Below are 16244 nucleotides of genomic sequence, written 5' to 3'. Positions count from 1 at the left end.
GAACAGGGTGATCAGCTAAGTTTCCTTAGTCTGTGACAGAGCCTGACTTTGTTTTTTGGAGATCGGCAGCAGAATCGTGAACTCTGTCCCTTCTCCCAATGTGCTGGCAGCAGAGACAGAGCCTCCGTGAGCCTCTACAATATTTTTGACAATAGCAAGTCCCAGGCCTGTGCCCTTATCCTCGCCCCGCACTCTGGCCTTGTCAGCCTTGTAAAAACGGTCAAAAATATAAGGCAGGTCCTCGCTGGCAATGCCCACACCTTCATCCTTAATCCGGATGCGTACAAGCTCATGCCGTTCTCCCAAAATTAGATCCGCCGCCAAAGTAACCTTTTTCCCTTCGGGTGTATGCCTGAACGCGTTATCTAACAGATTGGTCAGTACCTGCTCCAGCCGATCCTCATCCGCATCAGACAACAGCAACTGTTGGCCCTGATCATGATAATCAAGAATCAGTCCCCGTTCCTTCGAGCGTACCGTAAATTTACGGTGAACACGCTCAATCAGCTCGTTCACATTCACTTCCTGACGATGCATGTCTGTATGACCTGCTTCCATTCGAGCCAGATCAAGCAGATCCTTAACCAGCCTTCCCATGCGCAGTGATTCATCATGGATGACCTGCACCAGCTCCTCGGATTCCTCCGGTGAACCAGCCATACCATCAAGCAACGCTTCACTGTAGCCCTGCATCATGGATAATGGTGTACGGATTTCATGGGATACATTGGCGACAAAGTCGCTTCTCATCTTCTCCAGCTTCACTTCTTCTGTGATATCCCTAAGCACAGCTACCGTGCCACGAATTACATTATCTGTGTACAGAGGAGCCATCTGTACCGACCAGGAGCCATTTCTTACATGAATATGGTCTCCGACGTCCTCTCCTTTGTCCATAACCGTATGAAACAGTGGCAGCATCGGGTCTGGTACAGGTGCTCCAAACTCCTTCTGATCATGTCCTTGCCATTCCAGCTCTCCCCAGCTATCCAGCAAATTTTGCGCAGGCGGATTCGTCAAAATAATTTGCCCGCTTCTGTCAAAGGTAATTACAGCGTCAGACATGCTTCGCAGCACACTGGATAGATGGTTTTTCTCCTCATTCAGACTGCGGATCGTCGCCTCCAGTTCCGTAGACATATGATTAAAGGTTTTCGCCAGCTCCCCGATCTCATCACTGGTCACCAGCGAAAGCCGTGTATCATACTTTCCCTCACGAATGGCATTCGCCGCCTGAATCAACAGCTGCATAGGCTGTGTGATTTTAGTAAAAAGAAATAAAGCAAAAAAGGTCGTTAATAAAAATCCGACAATGCATGTATAGATAAACAAATGCTTGATTTCCGTCGATTCATGTGCCGCGAAATTTCTGTTGATATACGGCAACAAAAAAAGTCCTAGGAAAATAAGCACGGAGCCTACGAGACAAATGATGGTGATCCACAGCTTGCCTACCAGTGATCTCCAAAAGTTCACGTTATTTTGGAACCTCCAGCTTATAGCCTACACCCCAAACGGTTGTAATCATAGCCGCTGCCTCCGGGGATACCTTATTCAGTTTTTCACGAAGCCGCTTCACATGCGTATCGACGGTGCGTAGATCACCAAAAAATTCATAATTCCATACATCTTTTAGGAGTTCTTCGCGCGAAAAGACTTTATCCGGCGACACTGCCAAATAGTGCAACAGCTCGTACTCTTTGGGGGTGAGACTGATCTCAATTCCGCCTGCACTTACCCGGTGTGCATCATGCTCAATAATAAGATTCGGAAAAACGATACTATTGCTTGGGACCGCTTCTTTGGTTAGAAAGGCAGTTTCCGAAGAACGACGTAAAATCGCCTTAACCCGATAAATAACTTCCCGTGGACTAAAAGGCTTGACCACATAATCATCGGCCCCAACTTCAAAGCCCTGTACGCGGTTTACTTCTTCGCCTTTGGCGGTCAGCATAATGACAGGCGTTGCCTTGGTCTGACGCAGGCGTGTACATACTTCAATCCCATCCATGCCCGGAAGCATCACATCCAGCAAAATAATGCTGTAATCGCTTGCAGTCGCTTTTTGGAGAGCAATTTCTCCATCCTCGGCTTCATCAATTTCATAACCTTCTTTTTCCAGATACATCCGCAGAAGGCGGCGAATGCGTTCTTCATCATCTACAATTAATATGCGGTTGCTATGTTCTGACATATTCCCAGCCCCTTCGCTAAAAAAAGCATTCTCTCTATTTTACTATTTTCCCGTGCGTGGTCAAACTTTACTCTTGTTCAACAGTCTCTTTACATCAAAAAGGCCGGGGTTATGACCCCCGTCCTGTCCGTTTCTTTTTCGTGTTGTCTGATTTGGCAAGTTGAATGAGACGGTTGATTTCGTCTTTGGTGAGGGGTCTGGTCAGACCACGCTTCAAGTTTTGCAGCAAAAGATCCCCGAAGGCAATTCGTTTGAGTCTGATAACCGGGTGTGAAATAGCCTCAAACATCCGTCTTACTTGGCGATTTCTACCTTCATAAATGGTAATTTGGATAACTGACTCCTTGCCATCGGGATCTACATCTTTATATTCTACCTCGGCTGGTGCAGTAATGCCATCTTCCAGCACGATCCCTTTTTTCAGCTTGTCCAGCTCGGTACCATGCGGAACGCCTTTGACAGTCGCTACATATGTCTTGGGCACATGATGCTTGGGATGGGTGAGCAAATTGGCGAACTCGCCGTCATTGGTAAGTAACAGCAGTCCTTCCGTATCGTAATCCAGACGGCCTACCGGATACACACGTTCCTTGACACCTTTCAGGTAGTCGGACACGATTTTTCGACCTTCCGGATCGGAGGCGCTCGTAATAACCCCTTTGGGCTTGTTCATCATCAGGTAGATTTTTTTCTCGGTTTTGATCGGTCTACCCTTTACCGTAATTATATCCTGATCAGGGTCCGCCTTCGTTCCCAGCTCTGTTACGACAACCCCGTTCACTTCCACGCTGCCCGCCTGAATGAGCTCCTCACATTTCCGTCTGGACGCTACACCAGCCTGGGCCAATATTTTCTGCAATCTTTCCATGTTCGCTAATTCACCTCATGCTAATGATACCCATCTACGAACAAAATCACAACCCCCGTTCAAAAAACGATGCAGGAATCAAAATACAAGCAGGCAAATTGCAATGGCTGCGACAAAACCAACCACGTCGGAAAATAGTCCTACCTTCAGAGCATATCGTCCATTGCGGATACCTACCGCACCAAAATATACAGTCAGTACATACAAAGTTGTGTCCGTGCTGCCCTGTATGGTTGAAGCAATCCGACCGATCATGGAGTCCGGGCCATAGGTGCGAATCAGATCTGTCGTGAACGCAAGCGAACCGGTGCCCGTCAATGGACGGAGCAGCCCTAAAGGCAATACCTCACCGGGGACGCCCCAGCTTTTAATCCATGGTGTAACCCAGGATATCAAATAATCCAGAGCCCCTGAAGCTCGAAAAATGCTGATCGCTACCATCATGCCTACGAGATGAGGAATGATGCTGATCGCAGTGGAAAAGCCGTCCTTGGCTCCATCCACAAAGGAATCGTAGACGGGTACTTTCTTGACATATGCATATAAAGGAATAAAAGCGAGTATAGCCGGAATAGCCCAAGTCGATACGAGGTTAATAAAATGGAGCATGCCTCCCTCATCCTTTCCAAGTGGTATCCCTGCCCTGGGCGGCGGTGATTCCCGTCCGAGGAGCTGCAGGTGAAGATACAGGCGGCGCTGTCGAAGAGGACACAGGGGTTGCCGTGGTTTGAGGAGGCTGTGGCGTCAATGCGGTCTGAGACGGCGGATTCGCTGGAGGGCGGCGCAGTTCTCGACTACGGTACCACCGATCCGCCACTATCGCAGCAAAGGTCGCTATTGCAGTTGCCACCAGTGTCGTGCCGACGATTTCCGCCGGATGTGCGGAATGATAATTAAGCCGAATCGCGATCAATGTCGTGGGTATGAGCGTAATACTGGCTGTATTTAGCGCCAGCAGCGTACACATGGCAGGAGTAGCGGTCTGCTTATCCGGGTTGAGCGTTTGCAGCTCCTGCATGGCCTTGATGCCCATTGGAGTTGCTGCATTTCCCAAGCCCAGCAGATTGGCACTCATATTGGACAAAATGTAGCCCATAGCCGGATGATTCCGTGGAACATCCGGGAACAAAAAGGCAACGAAGGGAGCGAGCAGCTTGGATATTTTTTGCAAGAGTCCGCCGTCTTCGGCCAGCCTCATCATGCCCATCCAGAACACAAGCACGCTAATCAGTCCAAAGCACACTGTAACACCCGTAGCCGCCCCATCAAAAGCTGCCTTGGTCACGATCTCAATATTTCCCTGCGCAGCAGCAAATACAAATCCGATACAAATCAAAGCCACCCATATGAGATGAATCATGATTGATCCCTCCTATACTCCAAACAGATTTCTTATAATCGCACTCCATCCGCTTGTCCAGCTGCGTTGCTGAGTGCTGCTTACAGGAGTTTGATCAGTCGGAACCTCCTGCCCTGGCTGTATCGTTCTTGGGGTGGGCAGCTTGCTGCCTTTTGCATACACAGGAACGGAACCGATCAGTTTGCCTTCCAGCAGAAACTCGACACGTCCCCGTAAACCAAAGGATACGTCCGATCTGCCAGCAAAGCGGGACTTTTTATACAGCACTAATCTTTTGTGCAGTTGGCTCTTCTCACCGTCGTGCAGAGGATAAGCAAAGCTCGCACCCGTCAATAGCGGATAGCCGTCAATGGGTTGTTGCTTGTCCGTAATCGGAATGAGTGGATAATATCGAAACCCGTAATCCAGCATACGGGCATGGTCACTCCAATCATCCCCATCATTCAAAGTAACGGCAGCAAGCTGGCGACCGTCGCGCGTGGCCGAACTGACCAGACAGCGGAAGGCTTTCTTGGTATAGCCAGTTTTCACACCGTCTGCCCCTTCATAGAGCCTCAGCATTTTATTCTTGTTACGCCACGAGTAATCCCAGGGATCGTTGGGATTCGGTGCTTTTTTCAGTTCTGTCTTAACGATACGTGCAAAGGTTGGATTATGCAGCGCATAAGCAGTTAGCCGGGCCATATCGTTCGCTGAGGAATAATGCCCTTCGGTATCCAGTCCATGAGGATTAGCAAAAAGCGTATGACTTAGCCCAAGCTGAACCGCCTTTTCATTCATCAAATGAACGAATCCCTCTTCTGTCCCACCCACATGCTCGGCAATGGCAGAAGCGGCATCATTGCCGGAACGAAGCATGAGACCGTACAGCATATTTTCCAGCGTCATTTGTTCACCCATTCGCAGAAAAAGTGAGGAACCTTCTTTGGCATAAGCCGTCGGACTAACCTTTACCTGATCCTGCAAACGTCCATGCTCAATAGCTACAATTGCAGTCATAATTTTGGTCAGGCTGGCAATACGCAGCTCCCGGTCACCCTCGGCAGCATATATGATTCTTCCTGATGTGACATCAATTAAAGAGGAGGCCTGTGCATGGGTTTTTAATGCAGGCAGTGGTACCTCTGTCTTCATCGCTCCCCGAACAGGCTGTGGACTCAGCAATGCGAGCGGCAATGACACAATAAGCAGCAGTGCCAGCGGCAAAACAAAGGCGCGTCCATTAGACAAAAGCTGGTTTTGGCCCGCGTGGATGTGTTGCTTCTTTTTAAACATTTGGATTCCTCCGGTTTTGAACAAGTCTTGTACCATTCTATGTCCAAGCTGTTCAAAGTATGTCCACCTTTATAACAGAAAATTCCTCTACAAGGTATGCCCGATCAGTCAATTTACACTCCTGATCACATATATATAGTTGAGGATTTGCAAGATCCTGAGTAGCTAAATATTTAATATGGATGGGGGTACAGCATGCAGCGCCTACAGTTTGAACCGATCTTGAGATCCCGGATTGTAGAGTCCGCAGAGGCATTACATCAAAGCGGCGTATCCTTTGCCACGTTTGCAACCGCACGTCGTAATCCGCAGTTTTGGGATTTGACGCCAGAAGGTGGATTTCAGATCAAAGCAGGTGTTACTCCGGCGCAAGGGATCAGGGATATCTTTACAAATGGTCATCAATATGCCTTTGAATGTGCAACAGCTATGGTGATTGTACTGTACAAAGCAGTGCTGGATTCCATTCTGGAAAGTGAATTTAACCGGATTTTTGCAGATATGCTGTTGTATGATTGGCACTATGACAGTGACCTCAAGCTCATACAAGAGCAAGGAAGTCATAAAGCGTCTCCCGGCGACATCCTGTATTTCAACAATCCGGATGTGTCACCCGAAACATTGGAGTGGAAAGGAGAAAACGTCGTTAAAATGAAGGAGGAGGACTCGTTTTATGGACATGGGATCGGCATCTTGCCAGCAAAAGGCATTATTGATTCCCTCAATCAGCATCGCAAGCCGGGGGCTACCATATCTGCTTATTTAACGGATGAGGTGATCTATCCAGACTTCGCTTATTTATCCCAGTTTGCTCCCGAAGAGAACCGTCAAGTTGAACGATCGCTGCATACTTCTTATCAACAGGAACATGGTCAGCGTGTACATGCAGTCATTGGTGGAAGGCGGTATATTCGCAGATAGAAACAAATGCAAGCAAAAGGAAGGTATTCCTTAGCCCTTACTCGGCTTTGGGAACCCTTCCCGAAGAAACATTTTAGTTCAATAATCTTTACAAGTAAGCCGGACCAGAGTTACTGTGATCTTGATTTGTAGTGACATCTACAGTTACCTTTGGAGTCTGCGTACCGCCGCCTGCATTTTGGAAGATAGACTGAACCTTATCAATCAGGTAGGGGGTGGAATCGATTAATTTCTCAATCAGATGTGTTTGATTGTCCAAAGGAACGATTTGCGCCCCCTGTTTGCCAACAACCAGAAAAGCAATCGGTTGAATAGATACACCGCCACCGCTACCGCCACCAAACGGATGCCCTTCCTTCCCGCTATGATTACCCGCTGCCGAGGAAGTATGAAGTACCTCTTCGTCTACATTAAAATCACTTCCCCCGGCTGCGAAACCAAAACCCACCTTACTGATTGGCAAAATAACGGAACCATCGGGTGTTTCCACCGCTTCTCCCACAATCGTATTTACGTCTACCATGGCTTTAATGTTTTCCATCGCGGTTTGCATGAGCCCTTGAATCGGGTGATCTGACATGATTATTCCTCCTTTGCTTATTTTCAAGCGTAGACTGCCTTTTCTTTCGCTATTGTGCACAGAGCACTAAGAAAATATGTATCACTCATCCCTCATGCCGGATGGGCTTCTTGGACAAAACCCGTTTCCAAGCTTCCGGTCCACCCGGAACGCGCCATATACGATAAGCTAAAATGAGCATGGAAAAAAATAAATATCCGAGCGACACATTTCCTTCGCAGGTCAAAGTGGTGGTAAAACGCAGACGATTCGCCCAATAGGGTACAACAAACAGCTTGGGCGTGCAGTTCATGTGTACAAAGCTGGAAACAAAACCGATTAGCGTCGTTTTCAGCCCCCATAGAATACCGGTTGAGGTAGCCGTATAGGCAGCATCAGCAAGACTGATATTGGTGGACCATTCTATTTTGGACATCGTCACATGGGCTAACGTATGCCGCAGCCAGCGGCTTAAGGCTTTCGTTCCTTTAAGCAAAACTCGTACATCGTGTATAAATTGCTTGATTTTTTCTGCATCAATATTTCCACTATCCACGGAAGCATCGGTTTTATGTATGTTTTTGTTGCGGTCAAGCCGATAGAGAAGCCCTTTTTGCAGATTTGCTATCAGAATAGCCGGAATATCATAATTGATTTTGATCAACCCGTACAGAAATCTAATCTCCAGATGCGCCCGTTCATCATTGTCATGCTTGGCAATATCCAGCTTCCATCGGATACGAGAGAGCAAAACAGCCAGCACAAGTAATATGATGACGATGATGGCGATACCGATCCATTTCCACACTGGCGAGTCCTCCCAACCTTTTTCTATGGATATACCATGGCAAAAATAGTATGGCTCTTTACAGGAAAATTATGCATCCTAAAAGGCAAACAGCCAGTCCCTCTCTGCGGGAACTGGCTGTTTTTTTACTTTATCAGGCTTCGAGATCCGGATCATTTGCAGCAGGTTGAGTGCTCTCCAGACGCTCGAACAATAATTGTGTCTCTTCCTCCAGATTGTCCGAATCCTCGAACATCTCCGGTTGCGGTAAATCCGCGAGAGAGCCCAGACCGAAATAATCCAGAAATGATTTCGTCGTTCCGTACAATATCGGCCGTCCAATGGCCTCTGCCCGACCTTTTTCCTCAATAAGCTCCTTGTTGACCAGTGTATGTATGGCCCGCTCGGATTTGACTCCCCGAATATCTTCGATTTCGACTCTTGTAATGGGCTGGCGATAGGCCACAATGGCCAGTGTTTCCAAAGCCGCTTGAGACAGTGAGGCACGTGCCGGAGAATAAGCGAGCTTTTCAAAATAGGGTGCATGCTCAGGTAATGTTGCAAGTTGATAGTTCCCGGCGATACGGACAAGTTGCAGACCTCTTCCTCCCTGCTCCATATCCTGTTTCATATCTTCCAGGCTTTTTTCAACCAGCTCTTGCTGCTGCTCTACAATGTCGGCGATCTGCTTGGCGGACAATCCTTCCTCTCCCGCGAGAAACAACAGTCCCTCAATAATTGATTTCAGCTTCAGATAATCCATTAACCCGTAAATCCCCTCTCCACTCCATTACAATATCATCAAAAATCTTCTCCTGATAACAGAAAATTTGCTTCATTTTCATCAGTTCGAGAATAGCCAAAAAGGTTACTACCACTTCATGCCGATACATATCCTCATGCATCAGCTTGGAGAACAGAAACCGCCCTCCTGTCCCCAGTCCCTCTAACACCCCGACTACCTGCCGGATACGGTCCTTGACTGAAATTTCATCCCGGTGGACACGAGTTACCGTTGTACGTCGTTCTGCTTTACGCAATGCACGCTGAAAGGCCGCGACCAAATCGCTCGTATGTAGCCCGTGTACCGGATTTACGGGTTCAGTGGGCAGGAATGCACTCAGATCTTCCGGCTCTTTGCCGTAAATCAGACTCCGTTCCCATTCACGTTCACTCAGATGACGAGCAATCCCTTTATATTTACGGTACTCCACCAGCTTGCGGACCAGCTCCTCGCGCGGATCATAATCCTCTTCTTCATAATAATCCAAATCGTCATATTCCATCACAGGTGGTTTGGGAAGCAGCAATTTACTCTTAATCGATAAGAGCGTCGCCGCCATCACCAGAAACTCGCTCGTAATGTCCAGCTCCAGCTCCTGCATACTGTGCAAAAAAGCCATATACTGATCCGTAATATCACTAATCGGGATATCCTGAATGTCGATCTCGGCTTTATCAATCAGATGCAATAGCAGATCCAGCGGACCTTCGAATGTTTCCAGCTTGTAATTTACGACTGTCAATGTGCTTCCCCCTGCCTTACTCCAATCATCATTCAACAATACCTTTCCCCATAGCACGTATGCTCGACGTTATCAATCCCTCTTTCTGTAGTATATACGTCATCGCCTTGCTTAACAATCCAATCCCTTTTTTGCTTTGCAATTACGCCCTTCTTATTCAGTTGCTTATATCATTAAAATTGCTTGCCCAGGTTCGCCATTTCAATCGCCGCCAGTGCAGAATCCCAGCCCTTATTACCAGCCTTCGTGCCTGCACGCTCAATAGCCTGCTCAATATTTTCTGTAGTCACGACACCAAAAATAACGGGTACGCCCGTTTTCAGATTGATTGCCGCCACTCCCTTTGCCACTTCGTTGCAAACAATATCATAATGCGAAGTAGAACCACGGATCACGGTCCCTAACGTAATAACTGCATCATATTTGCCGCTTGCAGCCATTTTTTGCGCAATCAGTGAAATTTCAAAAGCACCAGGAACCCAGGCCACATCAATTTCATCTTCCTGTACACCGTGTCGTTGAAGTGCGTCAATTGCACCGCTTAACAGCTTGCTTGTAATAAACTCATTGAATCTTCCTACTACAATACCATATTTTAAACCATCCGATACAAGATTACCTTCCAGAAAACGTGCCATACTTATCAACCTCTCTTTTTTAAAATGATTTTTACAATGACAAACGACGACGATAGTCAATTAAATCCTGAATACTGATCAGCTTCAGCTGATGATGCTTGGCGAACACGGCCAAATCAGGCAGACGGGCCATGGAGCCATCTTCCTTTATAATTTCGCAAATAACTCCGGCAGGCTTGAAGCCGCTGAGTCGGGCCAGATCGACTGCCGCTTCTGTATGGCCTGCACGCTGCAAAACACCGCCATCGCGGGCAATCAGCGGAAACATATGACCAGGCTTGCGAAAATCGCCTCCTGCGACTGTATCGTCGGCCAAGGCACGCACGGTCAAGGAACGCTCGGCTGCCGAAATACCTGTTGTTGTCTTTATATGGTCAACCGACACGGTAAAGGCTGTGCCGTGGAAATCTGTATTCTGCTCCACCATCGGATGCAGCTCCAACGTTTCGGCTCTTTGCTGTGTAATCGGCACACAGACCAATCCACGACCTTCAGTGATCATGAAATTAATGACCTCCGGAGTTGCCTTTTCAGCCAACGCAATAAAATCACCTTCATTTTCGCGCCGTTCATCATCCACGACGATAACGACTTTACCGTTCTTCAAATCCTCCAGCGCTTCTTCGATGGAATCCAGACGAATCTCTTCGCCCAGTTCCCCCTCGTCATGCTCCATTACGTCAGCCGTTGCACTTGTTTGGCTCTCTCTATCCATAGCGCTGTCCTCCTTATTTTTTTGTGGCATAAGCACTCCTCTGGCAGATCTACCATTCCATATCAGGCAAAGCCGTGCTTTGCCAGGTAGTCCAGACTGATAGGAGCTTTTTCTGCTCCCTCCGTCGCCGCTGAGCCTCTGTAATTCAAAAGCTGTTCCACATACTTGCCCAGTATGTCGCATTCAATATTGACGGTGTCTCCCTCACGTTTGGCTTGTAAGGCTGTCTCGGATAAGGTATGGGGGATAATGGATACGGCAAATGTATCTCCTGTACGCTGCGCGACTGTGAGGCTGATGCCATCCAGTGTGATCGAACCTTTGAGAAGAATATATTTGAATAATGCATGATTAGAAGGCGCAACTTCGAACACAACCGCATTCTGGTCTGATGTCACACGCCGAATCGTGCCCGTCCCGTCCACATGTCCCTGCACAATATGTCCTCCGAACCTTCCACTTGCCGCCATCGCCCGCTCCAGATTGACTCGGCTACCGGATTTGAGTTCTTTCAGATTGCTGCTGCGAAAGGTTTCCGGCATGACATCAACCTTAAAATCCTTAACACCGATCTGTATGGCCGTCAGACAAACACCATTCACGGAAACACTGTCTCCTATTTTCAAGTCGCCCAAGACGACGGAGCCCTCAATACCCAGTACCATTGCTTCTCCGCTTTTGGAAATCGTTTGAATGCGTCCCACTTCCTCGACCAAACCGGTAAACATGCCCTCACTCCTTTCCATCTCATTTCAGTTTATCCCTAATTCATCAGTCGTAAGCGCAAAAAACCCCCAGTACGGAATCTATCCGTCATGGGGGTGATGAGAGTCAAATCTACAGTATACAAGCGCAGTCCATATGCATGTTGAAATCTCACGAATAATACGTATGCCAATAAAAAGCATGACTACGATACAACCTAATGCGTTAGAACACCTACAGAAAAGAAAGCTAAAAAGCCGTCCCTCTGATGCCGCCCTACAACGAAATAAGCCGTACGTATATTTAGGTATGCTAAAAATCGGCACATGTCACGTCATGCACATGCGCTCCGTATCCTTCTCCCATCCAGACTATACTGTCGGTCCCGGAATTGCACCAGGTCCACCTTCTGCTGATCGTTCAGCATCCGGGTCACGGACTAAGCCGTGCTGTTATCACAAAAGCGATCACAAGCACGTCATCACCGCCGGTGGGGAATTTCGCCCCGCCCCGAAGGATCTTGCTCTTATTCAATTGAATCAGCATTAAACTTGTTACGTATATTAGCACCAACCTCTAAAAAAAGCAAGTTATCGGATGGACGCTCCTGCTTTTGTTTTAACATATTGGCCGGAGAGTTCTTCAAACCAGGTTTTATCATTCATATGAAGCGCCAGATCAATCAGATCAGCCAGTTCTTCCAAGCCAAGCTGTGTAGCATGGTCAAAGGTAATAACCGCCGAAGCTGTGGGTCCGTGGCCTCCTTCAGAGCATGCGTCATAATCCAGCCGTACTTCAACATGCCCATCAATAAACTCACATTTTAGAAAATAAATAATTTCACACATTAATATCGGACGCACCTGCGTTTCCAGCACGCAATCCATCACCTTGGCGGAATAATGCTGATTCGTCAGCGTAAATTTATGCTCCGTCCCCGCCAGTGATGCCCGCCCAAAATCATCTGTAAATTTCAGATCCACGGGCTTGATGTTCATGACCTTGGGGATTTGCTTCTTTATAATTTCGATTATTTCAACTGTATTCAGTTTAATCATACCTGCACCTCATTGCATCTAAAAATTCAGAAGAAGACTGTTATTTATTCATTTTCATATAGGCCTCCACTCCTATATCGGAAATCATTACCTGATTTTTTATGCTTCATCCCATAAACGACAAAAAAGATTCTTCACGCAGCAAGCGCAAAGAATCTTTTGGGAATTGGTATCCATACATCTTCTAATAATGATTGAATTGGATTATATAAAAAACTGAATTATAGCTCCGAAATTTCATGTTTCTTTTTCAGAATAGTCCAGCGGCGTTCAATTTCCTGCTCAAAGGTAGCCAACGTCGCTTCCTCCTTTAGCAGATGCTTCGTTTTCCCCATTAATTTCAACCATTCAGCGGCTGGAATCCGTTTCCCCTTGTCTTCCGGGTTGTACGTAATCGTCGTATTGCCCTGCTCAATTTCGTACAATGGGAAGAAGCAAGACTCAACAGCAGCCTCCACAATGCTGGTGCCCAGTCGGTCTTCCGACTTCCAGTTCAATGGGCAGGCACACAGGATTTTGCCATAGGCCGTTCCCACGTTGTTCGCATACCATTGTGCCTTGGCCGCTTTACGCAGCATATCCTGCGGGTGGCTTTCAGCGGCTGTGAAGGCATACGGAATATTACAGGCGGCCATGATTTGCACAGTGTCCTTGTGATGTCCTTGCTTCCCTTTTTGCATCTTCCCTACACCCGACGTACTGGTCATATGACCAAGAGGAGTGGAATACGATTGCTGCGAGCCTGTGTTCATGTATCCCTCGTTATCATATTCCAGCATGATCAGCTTATGATTGCGCAGAGCCGCACCAATCGCAGACCCCATGCCAATATCCATACCACCGTCGCCGCTGATCATAATAAAGGTTGGATCATCCGACATCTCAATCTCATTACGACGCTTCATTTCCAAGTAAGCTTCCAGCGCTCCCGAAAGTGTAGCTGCCCCATTTTGAAAAAGATTATGGATCATCGGTTGCTTGTGTGATGTATATGGATAACCCGTTGTCACCACATAGACGCAGCCTGTCTGGAACAATACAACAATATCGCCTTCAATTCCTTTGAAAAACAGCTCAAGCGCAGATAGTGCTCCGCAGCCCGGACAAGCTCCGTGCCCCGGCGTAAGCCGACGTGGCTTGGTCGTGAGCGAACGCAGCGGCGGCACCTTGACCTTGAGCTTTCCGGTCGCCTCATCCGGCGTGACCTGAATCAGACCCGTGCGGTACGCATCGCCCCGTGGCGACTGCATAACCTGCGGCATCACCTTATCCGGGGAACCTGGATGAATGCCATAATAATCAAACGGCTTCTCCGCGTGGCCAGCCTCTGCCGCCTCAATTGCAAGCTGGAAGAACGCCTCTGCGTCTTCCGCATAAAAATCCTTGCCGCCCAAGCCGAAGATGCGGCACAATACAGTCGTCTTGTTCAGCGGGTCCTCCTGCAGAGCCGCCTTGATTTCGTGCGTCAAATTACCGCCGTCAGCGCCGTACGAATCCGCACGCTCGCCCACCACCAGCGCCTTGACATTACGTAATGCCTCACGCAGTTGTGCAGCCGGGAACGGACGGATGATATTCGGACGAACGACCCCGGCCTTAATGCCGCGCGCGCGGAGCTGATCCGCCACATCCTTGGCCGATTCAGCCGCTGAATTCAGCAGGAATACCGCAACCTCGGCATCTTCCATATGATATAGATCCAAAATCGGATATTCCCGACCGGATAAAGATGCATATTCTGCCACAACCTGCTCATATACTGCTTCAGACCGTCTTAATGCCTCAGACTGCTGGAAGTGATTGTTCGACAGATCATCACCGTTCATATGGGCGCCTACGGTGACCGGATGTTCAAAATCCAAAAGATTCGGATGATTCAGATTGGGATTCGGTCCTACAAAACCCCGAACCGTCTCCGCATCGGCAAAATACTGTACTTTACGCTTCTGATGTGACGTATAAAAGCCGTCATAAGCGACCATTACAGGCAATCGAACATCGCTGTGCTCCGCAATTTTCAGCGCCATGATATTCATATCATATACAGCCTGCGGTGTGCTTGCCGTCAAGATCACCCAGCCCGTATTCAGACCGTAGTACAGGTCCGAATGATCCCCGCGAATATCCAGCGGACCGCTGACGGCCCGTGTCACCAGATTCATCACCATAGGGAAACGCGTACCTGACTGAACAGGCAGCTGCTCCAGCATATACAGGAAGCCCTGCGAGCTGGTGGCATTCACCACTCTTGCCCCCGCTGCTGCGGCACCATAGCATATCCCTGCCGAACCATGCTCTCCATCCGCTGCGACCAGCTTGATGTTATGTTGACCCCTTGTTCTCATTTGATCCAGGTACTGCGCCACCTCAGTCGACGGAGTGATCGGAAAATATCCCATCATATGATAATTGATTTGCGCAGCCGCTGTAGCAGCCATTTCATTACCGGATTCGAACGTCGTTACTTGTGCTGCGCCTGCTTGTTTGAGCTCCTCCTCCAGTTTAGCCATTACGCACGACCTCCTTCATACACCGGAAATTGATGGGCAATTCGATGCTGTTCCGCCCATCCCCATTGCTCACGACGCGAGCTTAATGCTCCCGACGGGCAAATATCTACGCATTTTAGGCATCCTTTACAATACTGATAATCAATTCCCTGCAAAAATGGCATCATTCTGCCACGTTTGTCTGCTTGCTCTTCCCATACAAAGCAGTAATCCGGACAAATCGAGTCGCATTTGGCACAATGAGTACATTTGTCAGCTTCATATTCAGGTACATAACCCTGACGTGAGCCACTCAGATCTTTTGTCATGCTGTTCCCCTGCGTAGCAATAACGCCACCCCATGTTTGCGTTTCGTAGCCGAGCAAAGGCTGCGGACGTTCAAAAACCCGATCCTGCGTGTCATGGGTGACTGGATATACGTGCAGCTCCATTTCCTCAAAGCCACGGTTAAACGTGCGCAGGTTAGGCTCCACTAATTGTGGATTTTTCTTTTCAAAGGTGCTGCGAATAACCGATCTCATCGCTTCCGGGTCCAAAAAATCGCAGACACGGAACAAGGCTCCAAGCATGGACGTATTCAGTTTGGTTCGCTCTTCCAATGCGATGCCCATTGCATCCACCACCGCCAGCGTACCGGATACCAGTCCCAAATCAGCCCGTATTTCTTCTGCCGGACGCGTGGAATTGACCACAACGATCCCATCGGCTGGAAGTCCGCTGATCACATTTACCGTTTTGTATAGCGCTTCATGGAAAATGCCTACCACATGCGGTTGTTCGATCGGACTGTGATCACGGATATCAACTCCCGGATCACAGAAGCGGACAAAGCTTTTAACCGGAGTTCCCTTCTTTTCTGAACCGTAGGACGAGAAATTTGAAGCATTCAGCCCCAAACCAAGCACACCGGTTTCGGCCAGCATTTTGCCAGCCAGATTAGCGCCGAGCCCACCAATGGATTCCAGACGGATTTCAAAAAATCCGAGTCGATTTGTGCGCGTTAAAATAGACAATGTGATAAGCCTCCTTCTTTTGCAACCTTCACTGAGCTTGAATACTCATAAAAAAATGGAAAATTGCATTCCTATGAAAAGGCTATCACAACGCTTACTTTTCGAATGTGATCTT

Annotated in this window: 17 protein-coding genes and 1 riboswitch; of the genes, 1 reads left to right on the top strand and 16 read right to left on the bottom strand. The window is 48.1% G+C overall.

The annotated features are described in order from the left end of the window. Window positions 1–15 precede the first annotated feature (15 nt). From BAZ21_RS09790 to BAZ21_RS09765, 6 genes are all read right to left on the bottom strand, one after another. Window positions 16–1476, bottom strand: coding sequence for an ATP-binding protein (locus tag BAZ21_RS09790; protein WP_068499447.1), 1461 nt, complete (start codon window positions 1474–1476; stop codon window positions 16–18). A 1-nt stretch (window position 1477) separates the two neighbouring features. Beyond that, on the bottom strand, window positions 1478–2194 hold the full coding sequence (locus BAZ21_RS09785) for a response regulator transcription factor (protein ID WP_007430864.1): 717 nt from the start codon (window positions 2192–2194) through the stop codon (window positions 1478–1480). 109 nt (window positions 2195–2303) lie between these two features. Beyond that, window positions 2304–3062 carry a pseudouridine synthase gene (locus tag BAZ21_RS09780; protein ID WP_007430865.1) on the bottom strand — a complete coding sequence of 253 codons (759 nt, stop codon included), beginning with the start codon at window positions 3060–3062 and terminating at the stop codon, window positions 2304–2306. A 78-nt stretch (window positions 3063–3140) separates the two neighbouring features. After that, window positions 3141–3671 (bottom strand): spore maturation protein, encoded by a 531-nt coding sequence (locus tag BAZ21_RS09775; RefSeq protein WP_068499445.1) that lies wholly within the window; start codon window positions 3669–3671, stop codon window positions 3141–3143. A gap of 7 nt (window positions 3672–3678) precedes the next feature. Continuing rightward, window positions 3679–4422 carry a nucleoside recognition domain-containing protein gene (locus BAZ21_RS09770; RefSeq protein ID WP_068499443.1) on the bottom strand — a complete coding sequence of 248 codons (744 nt, stop codon included), beginning with the start codon at window positions 4420–4422 and terminating at the stop codon, window positions 3679–3681. Window positions 4423–4434: 12 nt separating this feature from the next. Continuing rightward, window positions 4435–5697 (bottom strand): D-alanyl-D-alanine carboxypeptidase family protein, encoded by a 1263-nt coding sequence (locus tag BAZ21_RS09765; protein WP_068499441.1) that lies wholly within the window; start codon window positions 5695–5697, stop codon window positions 4435–4437. 195 nt (window positions 5698–5892) lie between these two features. Between BAZ21_RS09765 and BAZ21_RS09760 the strand changes: the two genes are divergently transcribed. After that, on the top strand, window positions 5893–6618 hold the full coding sequence (locus tag BAZ21_RS09760; protein WP_068499439.1) for a protein-glutamine gamma-glutamyltransferase: 726 nt from the start codon (window positions 5893–5895) through the stop codon (window positions 6616–6618). Window positions 6619–6706: 88 nt separating this feature from the next. Here the strand turns inward: BAZ21_RS09760 and ytfJ are convergent, their stop codons facing one another. The 10 genes from ytfJ to BAZ21_RS09710 form a co-directional block, all read right to left on the bottom strand. Further along, window positions 6707–7198 (bottom strand): GerW family sporulation protein, encoded by a 492-nt coding sequence (ytfJ, locus tag BAZ21_RS09755; RefSeq protein WP_068499436.1) that lies wholly within the window; start codon window positions 7196–7198, stop codon window positions 6707–6709. Between the two features lie 85 nt (window positions 7199–7283). Further along, window positions 7284–7985, bottom strand: coding sequence for a DUF2953 domain-containing protein (locus BAZ21_RS09750; RefSeq protein WP_068499435.1), 702 nt, complete (start codon window positions 7983–7985; stop codon window positions 7284–7286). A gap of 133 nt (window positions 7986–8118) precedes the next feature. Next, on the bottom strand, window positions 8119–8727 hold the full coding sequence (gene scpB, locus BAZ21_RS09745; protein ID WP_068499430.1) for an SMC-Scp complex subunit ScpB: 609 nt from the start codon (window positions 8725–8727) through the stop codon (window positions 8119–8121). Next, on the bottom strand, window positions 8696–9490 hold the full coding sequence (locus BAZ21_RS09740; protein ID WP_068499428.1) for a segregation and condensation protein A: 795 nt from the start codon (window positions 9488–9490) through the stop codon (window positions 8696–8698). Before BAZ21_RS09740 ends, scpB begins: the two co-directional genes overlap by 32 nt. Window positions 9491–9663: 173 nt before the next feature. Beyond that, the gene (gene ribH, locus BAZ21_RS09735) at window positions 9664–10128 is read right to left on the bottom strand and encodes a 6,7-dimethyl-8-ribityllumazine synthase (RefSeq protein ID WP_007430874.1); all 465 of its coding nucleotides are present in this window, start codon (window positions 10126–10128) and stop codon (window positions 9664–9666) included. 31 nt (window positions 10129–10159) lie between these two features. Continuing rightward, window positions 10160–10843 (bottom strand): 3,4-dihydroxy-2-butanone-4-phosphate synthase, encoded by a 684-nt coding sequence (gene ribB, locus BAZ21_RS09730; protein WP_305119174.1) that lies wholly within the window; start codon window positions 10841–10843, stop codon window positions 10160–10162. Between the two features lie 62 nt (window positions 10844–10905). After that, window positions 10906–11571, bottom strand: a complete 666-nt coding sequence (gene ribE, locus BAZ21_RS09725; protein ID WP_068499426.1) for a riboflavin synthase — start codon at window positions 11569–11571, stop codon at window positions 10906–10908. A 327-nt stretch (window positions 11572–11898) separates the two neighbouring features. Continuing rightward, a riboswitch (FMN riboswitch) is annotated at window positions 11899–12070 on the bottom strand. A 68-nt stretch (window positions 12071–12138) separates the two neighbouring features. Beyond that, window positions 12139–12606: an IDEAL domain-containing protein gene (locus BAZ21_RS09720; RefSeq protein WP_068499425.1), complete on the bottom strand. Its 468-nt coding sequence runs from the start codon at window positions 12604–12606 to the stop codon at window positions 12139–12141. Window positions 12607–12827: 221 nt separating this feature from the next. Next, a complete protein-coding gene (locus BAZ21_RS09715) occupies window positions 12828–15116 on the bottom strand; it encodes a thiamine pyrophosphate-dependent enzyme (protein WP_068499423.1) in 2289 nt (762 codons plus the stop codon). After that, window positions 15116–16129 carry a 2-oxoacid:acceptor oxidoreductase family protein gene (locus BAZ21_RS09710; protein WP_068499421.1) on the bottom strand — a complete coding sequence of 338 codons (1014 nt, stop codon included), beginning with the start codon at window positions 16127–16129 and terminating at the stop codon, window positions 15116–15118. Before BAZ21_RS09710 ends, BAZ21_RS09715 begins: the two co-directional genes overlap by 1 nt. Window positions 16130–16244: the final 115 nt, after the last annotated feature.

The organism is Paenibacillus kribbensis (assembly GCF_001705305.1).
Taxonomy (GTDB): Bacteria; Bacillota; Bacilli; order Paenibacillales; family Paenibacillaceae; genus Paenibacillus; species Paenibacillus kribbensis_B.
Note: the sequence above shows the minus strand (reverse complement) of the source record. Positions and strands in the feature narration are given on the sequence as shown.

Bases quoted from the DNA above. Each gene is read 5' to 3' on its own strand.
- BAZ21_RS09775 (WP_068499445.1), bottom strand. From the start codon at position 3,671: ATGCTCCATTTTATTAACCTCGTATCGACTTGGGCTATTCCGGCTATA.
- scpB (WP_068499430.1), bottom strand. From the start codon at position 8,727: ATGGATTATCTGAAGCTGAAATCAATTATTGAGGGACTGTTGTTTCTC.
- BAZ21_RS09785 (WP_007430864.1), bottom strand. From the start codon at position 2,194: ATGTCAGAACATAGCAACCGCATATTAATTGTAGATGATGAAGAACGC.
- BAZ21_RS09720 (WP_068499425.1), bottom strand. From the start codon at position 12,606: ATGATTAAACTGAATACAGTTGAAATAATCGAAATTATAAAGAAGCAA.
- BAZ21_RS09760 (WP_068499439.1), top strand. From the start codon at position 5,893: ATGCAGCGCCTACAGTTTGAACCGATCTTGAGATCCCGGATTGTAGAG.
- BAZ21_RS09780 (WP_007430865.1), bottom strand. From the start codon at position 3,062: ATGGAAAGATTGCAGAAAATATTGGCCCAGGCTGGTGTAGCGTCCAGA.
- BAZ21_RS09770 (WP_068499443.1), bottom strand. From the start codon at position 4,422: ATGATTCATCTCATATGGGTGGCTTTGATTTGTATCGGATTTGTATTT.
- ytfJ (WP_068499436.1), bottom strand. From the start codon at position 7,198: ATGTCAGATCACCCGATTCAAGGGCTCATGCAAACCGCGATGGAAAAC.
- ribB (WP_305119174.1), bottom strand. From the start codon at position 10,843: ATGGATAGAGAGAGCCAAACAAGTGCAACGGCTGACGTAATGGAGCAT.
- BAZ21_RS09765 (WP_068499441.1), bottom strand. From the start codon at position 5,697: ATGTTTAAAAAGAAGCAACACATCCACGCGGGCCAAAACCAGCTTTTG.
- ribH (WP_007430874.1), bottom strand. From the start codon at position 10,128: ATGGCACGTTTTCTGGAAGGTAATCTTGTATCGGATGGTTTAAAATAT.
- ribE (WP_068499426.1), bottom strand. From the start codon at position 11,571: ATGTTTACCGGTTTGGTCGAGGAAGTGGGACGCATTCAAACGATTTCC.
- BAZ21_RS09715 (WP_068499423.1), bottom strand. From the start codon at position 15,116: ATGGCTAAACTGGAGGAGGAGCTCAAACAAGCAGGCGCAGCACAAGTA.